The organism is Pantoea sp. B9002 (genome assembly GCF_013385945.1).
GTDB lineage: Bacteria > Pseudomonadota > Gammaproteobacteria > Enterobacterales > Enterobacteriaceae > Pantoea.
This window is the reverse complement of the sequence record NZ_JACAPA010000008.1, coordinates 191821-205171: the sequence shown is the minus strand read 5'-3', so window position 1 is coordinate 205171 and position 13351 is coordinate 191821. Positions and strand designations below refer to the sequence as shown.

11 protein-coding genes are annotated in these 13351 nt (G+C 57.7%); 5 read left to right on the top strand and 6 right to left on the bottom strand.

The genetic code is table 11. The annotated features are described in order from the left end of the window. Positions 1–77: 77 nt before the first annotated feature. Positions 78–1304 carry a multifunctional transcriptional regulator/nicotinamide-nucleotide adenylyltransferase/ribosylnicotinamide kinase NadR gene (nadR, locus tag HX773_RS05650; protein WP_008101769.1) on the top strand — a complete coding sequence of 409 codons (1227 nt, stop codon included), beginning with the start codon at positions 78–80 and terminating at the stop codon, positions 1302–1304. Positions 1305–1354: 50 nt separating this feature from the next. Here nadR and ettA read toward each other — a convergent pair whose 3' ends face one another. After that, the gene (gene ettA / locus HX773_RS05645) at positions 1355–3022 is read right to left on the bottom strand and encodes an energy-dependent translational throttle protein EttA (protein ID WP_008101764.1); all 1668 of its coding nucleotides are present in this window, start codon (positions 3020–3022) and stop codon (positions 1355–1357) included. Between the two features lie 235 nt (positions 3023–3257). Between ettA and HX773_RS05640 the strand changes: the two genes are divergently transcribed. Continuing rightward, positions 3258–4205: a 2-hydroxyacid dehydrogenase gene (locus HX773_RS05640; protein WP_176970764.1), complete on the top strand. Its 948-nt coding sequence runs from the start codon at positions 3258–3260 to the stop codon at positions 4203–4205. Between the two features lie 151 nt (positions 4206–4356). On the opposite strand, the gene deoR is transcribed toward HX773_RS05640, so the two are convergent. Beyond that, entirely contained in the window at positions 4357–5121 is a 765-nt protein-coding gene (deoR, locus tag HX773_RS05635; RefSeq protein WP_176970763.1) for a DNA-binding transcriptional repressor DeoR, read from the bottom strand. Positions 5122–5480: 359 nt separating this feature from the next. Here deoR and rbsK point away from each other — a divergent pair, with 359 nt between their 5' ends. From rbsK to HX773_RS05620, 3 genes are read left to right on the top strand one after another with little or no spacing between them, the layout of a single operon-like run. Next, entirely contained in the window at positions 5481–6398 is a 918-nt protein-coding gene (gene rbsK / locus HX773_RS05630; protein ID WP_176970762.1) for a ribokinase, read from the top strand. Positions 6399–6407: 9 nt separating this feature from the next. Beyond that, positions 6408–7733: an L-fucose:H+ symporter permease gene (fucP, locus tag HX773_RS05625; protein ID WP_176970761.1), complete on the top strand. Its 1326-nt coding sequence runs from the start codon at positions 6408–6410 to the stop codon at positions 7731–7733. Further along, positions 7730–8743 (top strand): aldose 1-epimerase family protein, encoded by a 1014-nt coding sequence (locus HX773_RS05620; protein WP_176970760.1) that lies wholly within the window; start codon positions 7730–7732, stop codon positions 8741–8743. Before fucP ends, HX773_RS05620 begins: the two co-directional genes overlap by 4 nt. A gap of 400 nt (positions 8744–9143) precedes the next feature. Here the strand turns inward: HX773_RS05620 and urtE are convergent, their stop codons facing one another. From urtE to urtB, 4 genes are read right to left on the bottom strand one after another with little or no spacing between them, the layout of a single operon-like run. Then, on the bottom strand, positions 9144–9842 hold the full coding sequence (gene urtE, locus HX773_RS05615; RefSeq protein WP_176970759.1) for an urea ABC transporter ATP-binding subunit UrtE: 699 nt from the start codon (positions 9840–9842) through the stop codon (positions 9144–9146). A 1-nt stretch (position 9843) separates the two neighbouring features. Then, on the bottom strand, positions 9844–10635 hold the full coding sequence (urtD, locus tag HX773_RS05610) for an urea ABC transporter ATP-binding protein UrtD (RefSeq protein WP_176970758.1): 792 nt from the start codon (positions 10633–10635) through the stop codon (positions 9844–9846). After that, on the bottom strand, positions 10628–11704 hold the full coding sequence (urtC, locus tag HX773_RS05605) for an urea ABC transporter permease subunit UrtC (protein ID WP_176970757.1): 1077 nt from the start codon (positions 11702–11704) through the stop codon (positions 10628–10630). The genes urtD and urtC overlap by 8 nt, the downstream gene beginning before the upstream one ends. After that, positions 11704–13269, bottom strand: a complete 1566-nt coding sequence (gene urtB, locus HX773_RS05600) for an urea ABC transporter permease subunit UrtB (protein WP_176970756.1) — start codon at positions 13267–13269, stop codon at positions 11704–11706. The genes urtC and urtB overlap by 1 nt, the downstream gene beginning before the upstream one ends. Between the last annotated feature and the right edge of the window lie 82 nt (positions 13270–13351).

Below are 13351 nucleotides of genomic sequence, written 5' to 3'. Positions count from 1 at the left end.
CGCCCGCTTGCGGGAGAGGGCCGGGGTGAGGGCCAGCGCGCACCGTACCCCATTTTATTCCACGCAGGAGGCACTCAATGTCATCATTTGACTACCTGAAAACAGCCATTCGCCAGCAAGGCCACACGCTGCAGCAGGTTGCCGACGCCAGCGGAATGACCAAAGGCTACTTAAGCCAGCTGCTCAACGCCAAAATCAAAAGCCCGAGCGCGCAGAAGCTGGAAGCGCTGCACCGTTTTCTTGGCCTGGAATTTCCGCGCCGCGATAAAACCGTTGGTGTGGTGTTCGGGAAATTTTATCCGCTGCATACCGGCCACATCTATCTGATCCAGCGCGCCTGCAGTCAGGTGGATGAGCTGCACATCATCATGGGCCACGACGATCCGCGCGATCGTGAACTGTTTGAAAACAGCGCCATGTCGCAGCAGCCGACCATCAGCGATCGACTACGCTGGTTGCTGCAAACCTTCAAATACCAGAAAAATATCCGTATCCATTCGTTCGACGAAGAGGGCATCGAACCTTATCCGCACGGCTGGGATGTGTGGAGCGGCGGCGTCAAAACCTTTCTGGCTGAGCAGGGCATCGAGCCGAATTGTGTCTACACCAGTGAAGAACCCGATGCCGCGATGTATGAGCAGCACCTTGGCATTCCGGCGGTGGTGATCGATCCCAATCGATCCTTTATGAACATCAGCGGCGGCCAGATTCGTCAGGATCCGTTCCGCTACTGGGAATATATTCCGACCGAAGTGAAGCCATTCTTCGTGCGCACCGTGGCGGTGCTGGGCGGTGAGTCGAGCGGCAAATCAACGCTGGTGAACAAGCTGGCGAACATCTTCAACACCACCAGCGCATGGGAATATGGCCGCGATTATGTCTTCTCACACCTCGGTGGCGACGAAATGGCGCTGCAATATTCCGACTACGATAAAATCGCGCTCGGTCAGGCGCAATACATCGACTTCGCCGTGAAGTACGCCAGTAAAGTCGCCTTTATCGATACCGATTTCATCACCACGCAGGCGTTTTGCCTCAAGTACGAAGGACGCGAGCACCCGTTTGTGCAGGCGTTGATTGATGAGTACCGTTTCGACCTGGTAATTTTGCTGGAAAACAACGTGCCCTGGGTGGCGGATGGATTGCGCAGCCTCGGCAGCTCAATGGATCGCCGCGAGTTCCAGACCATGCTGATCACCATGCTGCGTGAAAACAATATCGAGTTTGTTCACGTTAAAGAAGATGACTACGACACACGCTTCCTGCGCTGCGTCGAGTTGGTGAAGCAGATGCTGGGCAGTTGATTCAGCCATAAAAAAAGGCGCCAGTCGGCGCCTTTTTCACAGCAAAAGCCTTACTTCGTCATACGCTTGTACTTGATACGCTTCGGCTCGAGCGCGTCGGCGCCGAGGGTGCGTTTCTTGTACTCTTCGTACTCGGTAAAGTTACCTTCGAAGAACTCCACCTTGCCTTCATCCTGATAATCGATGATGTGGGTGGCGATACGGTCGAGGAACCAACGGTCATGCGAGATCACCATGGCACAGCCTGGGAATTCCAGCAGGGCGTTTTCCAGCGCGCGCAGGGTTTCGATGTCGAGGTCGTTGGTAGGTTCATCGAGCAGCAACAGGTTGCCGCCGACTTGCAGCAGCTTGGCGAGGTGCAGACGACCACGCTCACCACCTGACAGCTCGCCCACGCGTTTGCCCTGATCGGTGCCTTTGAAGTTGAAGCGACCAACGTATGCACGGCTTGGCATCTCGGTGTTGCCAACGCGCATAATGTCCTGACCGCCAGACACTTCTTCAAACACGGTTTTGGAGTTGTCCATCGCGTCACGGAACTGATCAACTGACGCCAGCTTGACGGTTTCGCCCAGCTCGATGGTGCCGGAATCCGGTTGTTCCTGACCTGACATCATGCGGAACAGCGTAGATTTACCCGCGCCGTTCGGACCGATGATGCCGACAATCGCGCCCTTCGGTACGGAGAAGGTCAAATCGTCGATCAGCACGCGATCGCCATACGATTTCTTCAGGTTGGTCACTTCCAGCACTTTGTCGCCGAGGCGTGCGCCAGGTGGAATGAAGAGTTCGTTGGTTTCGTTACGCTTCTGGTAATCGGTGTTGTTCAGCTCTTCAAAGCGTGCCAGACGGGCTTTGCCCTTCGACTGACGGCCTTTCGCGCCTTGACGCACCCACTCCAGCTCTTTCTCGATAGATTTGCGACGTGCCGCTTCAGAAGAGGCTTCCTGCGCCAGACGCTGATCTTTCTGCTCCAACCAGGAAGAGTAGTTACCTTCCCACGGAATACCTTCGCCGCGGTCCAGTTCCAGAATCCAGCCGGCAACGTTATCAAGGAAGTAACGGTCGTGCGTGATCGCCACAACGGTGCCTTCGAAGTCGTGCAGGAAGCGTTCCAGCCATGCCACGGATTCGGCATCCAGGTGGTTGGTGGGTTCGTCGAGCAGCAGCATGTCTGGCTTTTCCAGCAGCAGACGGCACAGCGCAACGCGGCGGCGCTCACCACCGGAAAGGGTAGCGATTTTGGCATCCCAGTCTGGCAGACGCATCGCATCGGCCGCACGGTTCAGCTGGGTATCGAGGTTGTGACCATCATGCGCCTGGATCACTTCTTCCAGACGGCCCTGTTCAGCGGCCAGCTTGTCGAAATCCGCATCGGGATCGGCATACAGCGCATACACTTCGTCGAGACGCTTCAGCGCGCCAACCACTTCTGAAACCGCTTCTTCAACGGATTCACGCACGGTGTGCTCCGGGTTCAGCTGCGGTTCCTGCGGCAGATAACCCACATTGATGCCCGGCTGCGGGCGAGCTTCCCCTTCGATATCGGTATCGATACCGGCCATGATGCGCAGCAGCGTCGATTTACCCGAGCCGTTCAGGCCGAGTACACCGATTTTTGCTCCAGGGAAGAAGCTAAGAGAAATATTCTTCAGGATGTGACGCTTCGGCGGAACAACCTTGCCGACGCGATGCATGCTATAGACGAATTGAGCCACGTTGTATTGAGCCTTTTGGTCTGTGAGTTATGAACTTTAGGTACAGAAGTTTAGCTGTTTTCGCCCTTTATTCATACCCGTCATACTTTGAGCTGCAGGTGCGTTGGCTGCGCGTGTCCACCCCAGTCACATACTTATGTATGCTCCTGGGGATGAACCCACTTGCCGCCTTCCTGCAACTCAAATTATTTAGGGTATACACTTATCTCTTTGTTTAAAAAACGGAGGAGGTTCGATGAGAGTGCTGATTGCTGCGGATGAAGATGCCTGGGGCGGATTGATTCCCGCCATTCGTCAGACGTTGCCTGATGTGGAGTTTGTGGCGTCGGCCGGTCACGCGGCGGAAAGTCTGGCGGGCTTTGATGCGCTGATTCCCGGCATGTGCCGCGTTGATGCGCGCTTACTGGCAACGGCGGATCGCCTCAAACTCATTCAGCAGGCGGGCGTTGGGCTGGAAGGCGTTGATTTGGCGGCAGCAGCGCACGCCGACATCATGGTGGCGAACGTTCCCTCCGATGATTCAGGCAACGCCGATTCAGTGGCGGAACTCGGTATCTGGATGATGATTGGCCTGGCGCGTCGCCAGCACGAGATCGCTCAGTGCCTGGCAGAGCAGAAACTCGGTCAGCCCATTGGCATGGGATTGAAGGGCAAAACCGTTGGTCTGGTGGGATTGGGCGGCATCGGCAAAGCGCTGGCGAAGCGTCTGGCACCGTTTGGTATGCGCATGATTGGCGTAAAACGCGAGGCAGATGATGCCTTTGCGCGCCAGCATCAGCTCGACTGGGTTGGTGATATGGCGCAATTGCCGCAGCTATTGCAGCAGGCCGATTTTGTGGTGTTAAGCCTGCCGGATAACGCCGCTACCCATAACATCCTCAACGCAGAAGCACTGGCGCAGATGAAACCGGAAAGTTTCCTGATCAACCTGGGACGCGGCGGTTTAATTGATAAGGCTGCGTTTCTGGCGGCGCTGGAGAGCAAAGCGCTGGCGGGCGCCGGGCTGGATGTATTCTGGCAAGAGCCGCCCGATCCCAACGATGCGGTGTTCAGCTATAACGTGATTGCCACGCCGCACATTGGTGGCGTTACGGATGTGTCGATGAAGGGCATCATTAATGGGATTTGCGATAACCTGCGCCGTCTGCGTGACGGTGATACGGTGATCGATCGGAAAGCATGAGAATATGGATGACCGCACATTCCGTAGCGGCGCGATTTATCGCGCTTTTTTGACTTTTTCGTCGCGGTGAAAATGCGCAATAAATTGCGCCGCTACGATACGTGCGTTCGGTGATATTGAATTCATATTTTAACGAAAAACCATTTACGACTTACGGCAATCGCAGCGGAATATTCTGTTGTGCCAGCCAGTTCTTCAGCGCCGGTTCCGGCGCGCTATCGCTTACCAGCAAATCAAAACGGCGCAATTCAGCAATGCGTGCGGGCAGCACTTTGCCAAATTTACTGCTGTCCGCCACCAGCACGCGTTGACGTGCGCGCAGCATCGCGTGGTGCTTCATCGCCAGCTCATTGATGTTGTAACAGGTTGCGCCCTGTTCCTGATCGATGCCTGCCGCCGAAATAAAGGCCAGCGTCGGACAGAGATCGTCGAGGATCGAATGCGCGCCAATCGGCGTGAACAGCGCGTTATCGGCGTGGAACTCGCCGCCGCTCAGGATCACGTTGCAGGCCGGTTTCTCTTTCAGCGCCAGGAAAGTGTTCATCGCGCAGCAGATGGCGGTGAACGGCAAGGTGTCGGGGATCGCATCCACGATGTACGGCAGCGTGGTGCCGCAATCAAAAAATACCGTGTCATTTTCACTGATCAGGTCCGCGGCAGCCTGCGCCAGGCGCTGTTTGTGTGCGGCGTTCTGACCGTGCTGATCGGAGATGAAATAGTGTCCGACGTGGCTTTTCGGATCGCTGACGATATAGCCGCCCAGCAGCACCACCGTTGACGCTGGCTCGGTGAGATCGCGGCGGATGGTCATTTCCGACACGCCCAGCAGCTGCGCCGCGTCTTTCAGATGCAGTTTATCGGTGCGTTTCAGCGCCTGAGCCAACTTGTGAATACGTTCGTCGCGCCGGGTTTCCATGATCATCTCTGCGTAATTAATCCTGAAGTCGAAGTGGCCTGGTCAAAAATCACGATAAATCTCACATATTTTAATGATTTGCGACGTCTCCAGCAGGCCAGTTTTCAATCTTACCTGTAATGAGATCGGCCCGCAAACGTCACCAGTGCCGCCAAAATGTTGCTCTCAAGCCGCTTCGCTCTGATTCTCAATGTTGTTGCATTGTTAGAATAATAACATTCATTTCTACGAATGAATGGCTGTTTATCGGCTTTTTATCAGGGCGCTGAGGTGTGAAATTTATCACATAATTAACTTTATTAACCTGATATTGTGATTTTAATAACATTATAACGCTAAAAATTCACCGGGAGAAAACAATGGATATTGCGGTTATTGGGTCAAATATGGTGGACCTCATTACCTATACCAATCAGCTGCCCAAAGCGGGCGAAACGCTGGAAGCACCTGATTTTGCCATCGGCTGTGGGGGCAAAGGTGCCAATCAGGCTGTGGCAGCGGCGAAGATGGGCGGCAGCGTGATGATGGTGAGTAAAGTCGGCGACGATCTGTTCGCGCCGAATACCGTGGCCAATCTGCAACAGCAGGGCGTTGATACCCGCTTCGTCACCACCGCGGCAGGCACCTCCAGCGGCGTGGCACCGATCTTCGTTGACGATCAGTCGCAGAACCGCATTCTGATTATCAAAGGTGCCAACCAGCAGCTGAAGCCGGCGGATATTGATGCCGCCGCCGACGCGCTGAAAAGCTGCCAGTTGATCATCCTGCAGCTGGAGATCCCGCTGGAAACCGTGTACTACGCCATTGATTTTGCCCGTCAGCATGACATCAAAGTGATCCTCAATCCGGCACCGGCGGTGGCGGATCTCAATATCGAATACGCCTGCAAATGCGACTTTTTCATGCCGAATGAAACCGAGCTGGAGATCCTCACCGGCATGCCGGTCACCACTGATGAAGAGGTGAAGCTGGCGGGGCAATCGCTGCTCAAACGTGGGCTGAAAAACCTGATCATCACGCTGGGCGGGCGCGGTTCGCTGTGGATGTCTGGCGACAGCGTGCATCAGGTTGCACCCACCGCGGTAAAAGCGGTGGACACCAGCGGCGCGGGCGATGCCTTTATCGGTTGCTTCGCCCACGAGCTGGTGAAAAGCGGCGATATCCCGGCCGCGATGGCGCAAGCCTCGGCTTATGCCGCCTGCAGCGTGACCGGTCGCGGCACGCAGCGCTCATATCCCGACGCGGAAACCTTCCAGCGTTTTCTCAACGTTCACTGAGGTCGAGTTATGCAACCGAACATTGTTCAGCAATCTGATGGCTATCTGAATAAAACGCCGCTGTTCCAGTTCATTTTGCTCTCGTGCCTGTTCCCGTTGTGGGGCTGTGCGGCGAGTCTGAACGACATCCTGATCACCCAGTTCAAAAGCGTGTTCGCGTTAAGCGATTTCGCCAGCGCGCTGGTGCAGAGCGCGTTCTACGGCGGTTACTTCCTGATCGCTATTCCGGCCTCGCTGGTGATCCGCAAAGCCAGCTATAAACTGGCGATTTTGCTGGGACTGGCGCTGTATATCGTGGGTTGCGTGCTGTTCTATCCCGCGTCGCACATGGCGACCTACACCATGTTCCTGGCGGCGATTTTCGCCATCGCTATCGGTTTGAGCTTCCTCGAAACCGCCGCCAATACCTACAGCTCGATGATTGGTCATCGCGATCACGCCACGCTGCGCCTGAATATCAGCCAGACCTTCTATCCGGTGGGCGCGCTGATGGGCATCGTGCTGGGCAAATATCTGGTGTTCCAGGAGGGCGACAGTCTGGAGAGTCAGCTGGCGGGCATGAACGCGGAACAGGCGCATGCGTTCCGTCTCACCATGCTGGAGCACACGCTGGAACCCTACAAATATCTGGTGATGGTGCTGGTGGTGGTGATGCTGCTGTTCCTGTTCACCCGCTATCCACGCTGCAAGCCGGAAAGCAGTGAAAAATCTTTGCCATCGCTCGGCGAGACTTTCCGCTATCTGGCGGCGAATCGTCACTTTAAACGCGGCATTGTGGCGCAGTTCCTGTATGTCGGCATGCAGGTGGCGGTGTGGTCGTTTACCATTCGTCTGGCGCTGACGCTGGGCGCAATCAATGAGCGCCATGCCTCTAACTTTATGATTTACAGCTTCATCGGCTTCTTTATCGGTAAATTTATCGCCAACTTCCTGATGACGCGCTTCCGTGCGGAAAAAGTGCTGATCGCCTACTCGCTGTTGGGTGTGCTGGCGCTGGCGTATGTGATGTTTGTGCCGAACTTTACCGCCGTGTATGCCGCCATCTTGGTTAGTGCGCTGTTTGGTCCATGCTGGGCGACGATCTACGCCGGAACGCTGGCTACCGTCGATAATAAATACACCGAAGTGGCGGGCGCGTTTATCGTGATGTCGATTGTCGGTGCTGCCTTTATTCCTGCGATTCAGGGTTTCGTCTCTGATCATCTGGGATCGATGCAGCTGGCGTTCGGCGTGTCCCTGCTGTGCTTCGCCTGGGTGGGTTACTTCTTCTGGGGCGAGCTGCGTCATAAAAAGCAGGCGGAAGCAGCCGGTCGTTTAGTTGAGGAGATGCCATGAAAACCCGTTTACCGTTACGTCGTGAGCAGTTTCATGAAACGCCAGCCACGCTGCTGCGCAACGAGACGTTGCACGTCGAGCTGTTTCGCTATCCCGCGGGCGTGGAAGCGGTGCGCATCAGCAATCCACGCGGCACGGTGATCGTGCTGCCGTTCTACGGTCAGATGGTGTGGGATGCCAATTTTGACGGCCATTCGCTGACCATGGGCCACAGCTTCAAGCAGCCGCTGCCCGGCAGTTCGATCATTGATACTTACGGCTGTTTCGCTTTTCACTCCGGGCTGCTGGCTAACGGCTGTCCGGCAGAGGATGACGATCATCCGCTGCACGGCGAAATGGCCTGCGCGCGCATGGACAGCGCGTGGATCGTGCTTGAGGACGATCGCCTGTCGCTGGAGGGCGAAACCGAGTATGTGAAGGGCTTCGGTCATCACTATCTTGCGGCACCGGCGGTGCGCCTTGAGGCCAATGCTGCGCGCCTGCACATTGAGATGAACGTCACTAACCTGGCGGGCGCGCCGATGCCGCTGCAGTATATGTGTCATCTGAACAGCGCCTGGCTGGATCAGGGCCGTTTCCAGCAGTCGATCCCTACAGATGCGTTCCGGCTGCGCAGCTCGATCCCGGCGCACGTAAAACCCACGCCGCAGTGGCGCGCTTACACCGATCAACTGGCGCGCGATCCGCAGGCGTTTCAGCAGCTGGATCAACCGCAGATGTGCGATCCGGAGATCGTGTTTTTTGCCGACGATCTCCAGCAGTACGGCGATGAGATGCAGTTCGAGCTGCACTCACCGCAGGGTTTTGCCCTGATGACGCGCTTCTCCAGCCAGCAATTCCCGCACGCCACGCGCTGGATGCTGCATAACCGCGATCAGCAGGTCGCCGCCTATGTGCTGCCGTCAACCTGCCGTCCGGAAGGTTTCAAGGCCGCACAGCGCGCCGGCACGCTGATTGAGCTGGCCCCCGGCGAGCAGCGCCATTTCAGCGTTGAGACCGGGATTTTATAATCCCATTCCATGCACAATTCGTAGGGTCGCCATTCATGGCGACCTGATTTCCAGGTGCGCATGAATGCGCACCCTACACAAACCGCACCTCCGATTGGTAGGGTCGCCATTCATGGCGACCTGGTTTCCAGGTGCGCATGAATGCGCACCCTACATAAACCGCACCTCCGATTGTTAGGGTCGCCATTCATGGCGACCTGATTTCCAGGTGCGCATGAATGCGCAGCCTACACAAACCGCGCCTCCGATTTGTAGGGTCGCCATTCATGGCGACCTGGTTTCCAGGTGCGCATGAATGCGCACCCTACATAAACCGCACCTCCGATTGGTAGGGTCGCCATTCATGGCGACCTGGTTTCCAGGTGCGCATAACTGCGCACCCTACGAAGAAACGGTGCAACTAAATCGCCACCAACCCGCGTACGCCGTCGGCTTCCATGGCAGATCCGGCGCCGCGCTGCACGATCTCACCACGCGACATCACCAGATAGCTGTCGGCCAGTTCGGCGGCGAAATCATAAAACTGCTCGACGAGCAGGATCGCCATATCGCCGCGCTGTGCCAGCTGGCGGATCACCGCACCGATCTCCTTGATCACCGACGGCTGGATCCCTTCAGTCGGCTCATCGAGGATCAACAGTTGTGGTTTGCAGGCGAGAGCGCGGCCGATCGCTAATTGCTGCTGTTGTCCGCCCGACAGATCGCCGCCGCGGCGCGCTTTCATCTCACGCAGCACCGGAAACAGCTGATAGATCTCCTCCGGCACCGCTTTGGCCTGTGCGCCAGAAAAACGCGCCAGCCCCATCAGCAGATTCTCTTCCACCGTCAGACGCGGGAAAATTTCGCGCCCCTGCGGCACATAAGCGATACCGGCCTGCACGCGCTGGTGCGGCTTGCGGCTGTTGATCACTTTATCCTGCCAGCGGATTTCGCCGGATTTGGCCGGAATCAGCCCCATTAAACATTTCAGCAGCGTGGTTTTGCCCACGCCGTTGCGTCCCAGCAGGCAGGTAATTTCGCCCGGTTTAGCTTCAAACGACAGGCCGCGCAGAATGTGGCTGCCGCCGTAATATTGATTCAGTTCAGCGACTTGCAGCATGTTAACGCCCCAGATAAACGTCGATAACCCGATCGTCCGCCTGCACTTCGCGTAACGATCCCTCGGCCAGCACCTGGCCCTGATGCAGCACGGTGACGTGATCGGCAATGGTTTCAACAAAGCCCATGTCGTGCTCGACCACCATCAGCGAATGCTTACCGGCGAGGCTGCGAAACAGCTCAGCAGTGTACTCGGTTTCGGCGTCGGTCATGCCGGCTGCCGGTTCATCCAGCAGCAGCAAATGCGGGTCCTGCACCAACAGCATGCCGATTTCCAGAAACTGCTTCTGACCGTGCGACAGCAAACCGGCTTTGCGCTGACGCTCGCCGCCCAGCCGCAGCAGTTTCAGCACCTCATCAATGCGATCCTGCTGCTCGCCGTTCAGCCGCGCGCGCAGGCTGGCCCACACCGATTTGTCGTTTTTCAGCGCGATTTCCAGATTCTCAAACACCGTTAGCGCTTCGAATACCGTGGGTTTCTGGAACTTGCGCCCAATACCGGCGCGCGCGATCTCCACCGGCGACATTTTGCTGAGATCGGTATCCTGGTCGTAGATCACCTGACCATTATCCGGGCGGGTTTTACCGGTGATCACATCCATCAGCGTGGTTTTTCCCGCGCCGTTGGGGCCGATCACGCAGCGCAGTTCGCCCACGCCGATCTTCAGTGAGAGATCGGTCAGCGCACGAAAGCCGTCGAACGACACGTTGATCTTCTCCAGCTGCAATACCGGATCGCTTTGTTCACGATGACGATCCGCTGGATGAGGTTGGGTAAACAGGTGTTCAGTCATCACGCCTCCGGCGCAGCAGGCCAATCACGCCACGCGGCAGGAACAGCGTGACCAGGATAAACATCAGACCAAGGAAGAACAGCCAATATTCCGGGAAGGCCACGGTGAACCAGCTTTTGGCACCGTTAACGATGGCCGCGCCCAACAGCGGACCAATCAAGGTGCCGCGTCCGCCGAGTGCCACCCAAATCGCCGCTTCAATCGAGTTAGTGGGTGACATTTCGCTGGGGTTGATGATGCCGACCTGCGGCACATAGAGCGCGCCCGCCAGCCCGCACAGCACCGCCGACAGCGTCCAGACAAACAGCTTGAAGCCTTTGGGATCGTAACCGACGAACATCAGGCGGTTCTCCGCATCGCGCACGGCGGTTAGCACGCGGCCAAACTTGCTGCGTGCCAGCGCGAAGCCAATGCCGAGGCTTACCAGCAGCAACAGCACGGTGGCGACGAACAGTCCGATGCGCGTACCGGTGGCGGTGACGTTAAAGCCGAGCAGCGTGGTGAAGCCGGTAAAGCCATTGTTGCCGCCGAAGCCAGTTTCGTTGCGGAAAAACAGCAGCATGCCAGCGTAGGTTAGCGCCTGCGTCATGATCGAGAAGTAGACGCCTTTGATTTTCGAGCGGAAGGCGAAGAAGCCAAACACCAGCGCCAGCAAACCTGGCACCAGCATGATCAGGCACAGCGCCCAGGCAAAATGCTGCGTGCCTGTCCAGAACCACGGCAGTTCGCTCCACGAAAGGAAGGACATAAACGCCGGCAAGCCATCGCCGGATGCCTGACGCATCAAATACATGCCCATCGCATAGCCGCCGAGCGCGAAGAACAAACCGTGGCCGAGCGACAGTAATCCGGCGTAACCCCACACCAGATCCAGCGCCACCGCGACCACGGCGTAACAGAGAATTTTGCCGACCAGCGTCAGCGTATAGGTGGAGATCGCCAGCGGATGCGTGGCGGGCAGCAGGGCGCAAAACGGCAGCACCAGCAGCAGCGCAGCGATCACCACGCCGAGGCTGAGGGTCAGGCGCGGCGCTTTGCGCGCAATCGTTAACGTCATTGGCTGGCTCATCAGTCAATCACCCTCCCTTTGAAGGCAAACAGGCCCTGCGGACGTTTCTGGATAAACAGCACGATCAACACGAGGATGAGGATTTTGCCGAGCACCGCGCCAATCTGCGGCTCCAGCACTTTGTTGAGGATGCCGAGACCAAAGGCGGCGACCACGGTGCCCGCCAGTTGGCCGACGCCGCCCAGCACCACCACCAGGAAGGAGTCGATGATGTAGCCCTGACCGAGCTCCGGTCCGACGTTGCCGAGCTGCGACAGCGCCACGCCGCCGAGTCCGGCAATACCAGAACCGAGGCCAAACGCCAGCATATCGATACGTCCGGTCGGCACGCCGCAGCAGTCGGCCATTGCGCGGTTCTGCGTCACGGCACGCACGCTCAGGCCGAGACGGGTTTTATTCAGCAGTAGCCAGGTGAGGCCCAGCACGGCAAACACAAACAGGATCACCGCGATACGGTTGTAAGGTAGCACCAGATTCGGCAGCAGCTGCAGACCGCCGGAGAGCCAGCTCGGGTTAGCCACTTCCAGGTTCTGCGCGCCAAACAGCATGCGCACTAGCTGAATCAGCATCAGGCTGATGCCCCAGGTGGCGAGCAGCGTTTCCAGCGGACGTCCGTACAGATGGCGGATGATGGTGCGCTCCAGCAACATACCCATGCAGGCGGTGACCAGAAACGCCACCGGCAGCGCCAGCAGCGGATACCACGCCAGCCATTGCGGCGCGAACTGCTGAAACAGGCTCTGTACAAACCAGGTTGCGTAGGCGCCGAGCATCAGCATTTCGCCGTGCGCCATGTTGATCACGCCGAGCAAGCCGTAGGTGATCGCCAGACCGAGCGCCGCCAGCAGCAGAATCGAACCCAGGGACAACCCGGTAAAGGCCTGGCCGAGCAGATCGCCCCACATCAGTCGTTTTTTGATCTGTTGCAGGCTGGCGGCGGCGGCATCGCGCACGTTGGCATCAGGTTCATTGCTGGCCTGGGTTAAGCGATTGAGGCTGGCCTGCATATTGGGATCGCTGGATTCGCCCAGCAGCTTGACGGCTTTGAGGCGCAGCGCGGCATCCGGGCTGGCGAGTTGCAGGTTGGCCGCGGCCATCAGCAGTACGTCGTGCACTTTCGCGTCTTTTTCCAGCGCGAGGCGCTGCTCAATCAGCGGCAGCATGTCGGCGACGCCATCGTTTTGCAGTTGTTGTGCGGCACGTAAACGGATCGCGGCATCGTCGCTCACCAGCTGGTGGGCGGCGAGGGCGCTGGCGATCAGCACGCGCAGGCGGTTATTCATGAACAGCTTTTTGGTGTCGCCGTCGGGCTGTTGCGCGCTGTCGAGCGGCTGCAACGCATTGCCCTGTTTGCTGAACGGCTGCTGTTTCTGGTCGATGACCACGGTTTCATTGCGCAGCGCCTGCAGCAGCGGCAAGCGACTGGCCTGCGGTGCGGCGGCCCACTGCTGGAGCAGCGTGGCTTGTTGCGTGCGGCTGGCAGCCGCGAAGTCTGCGCCATCGCCCGCCTGGGCGAGCCAGGGCAGCAGTAACAGCAGACAGCAGAGATAACGGCGGATTGTCATGGTTCTGGCCCTGTGATGAGAAGTTGTGCTGGGTTTGGATTGGTGTGGCTGTCCCCCTCCTCGGTCCTCCCCCATAAATGGG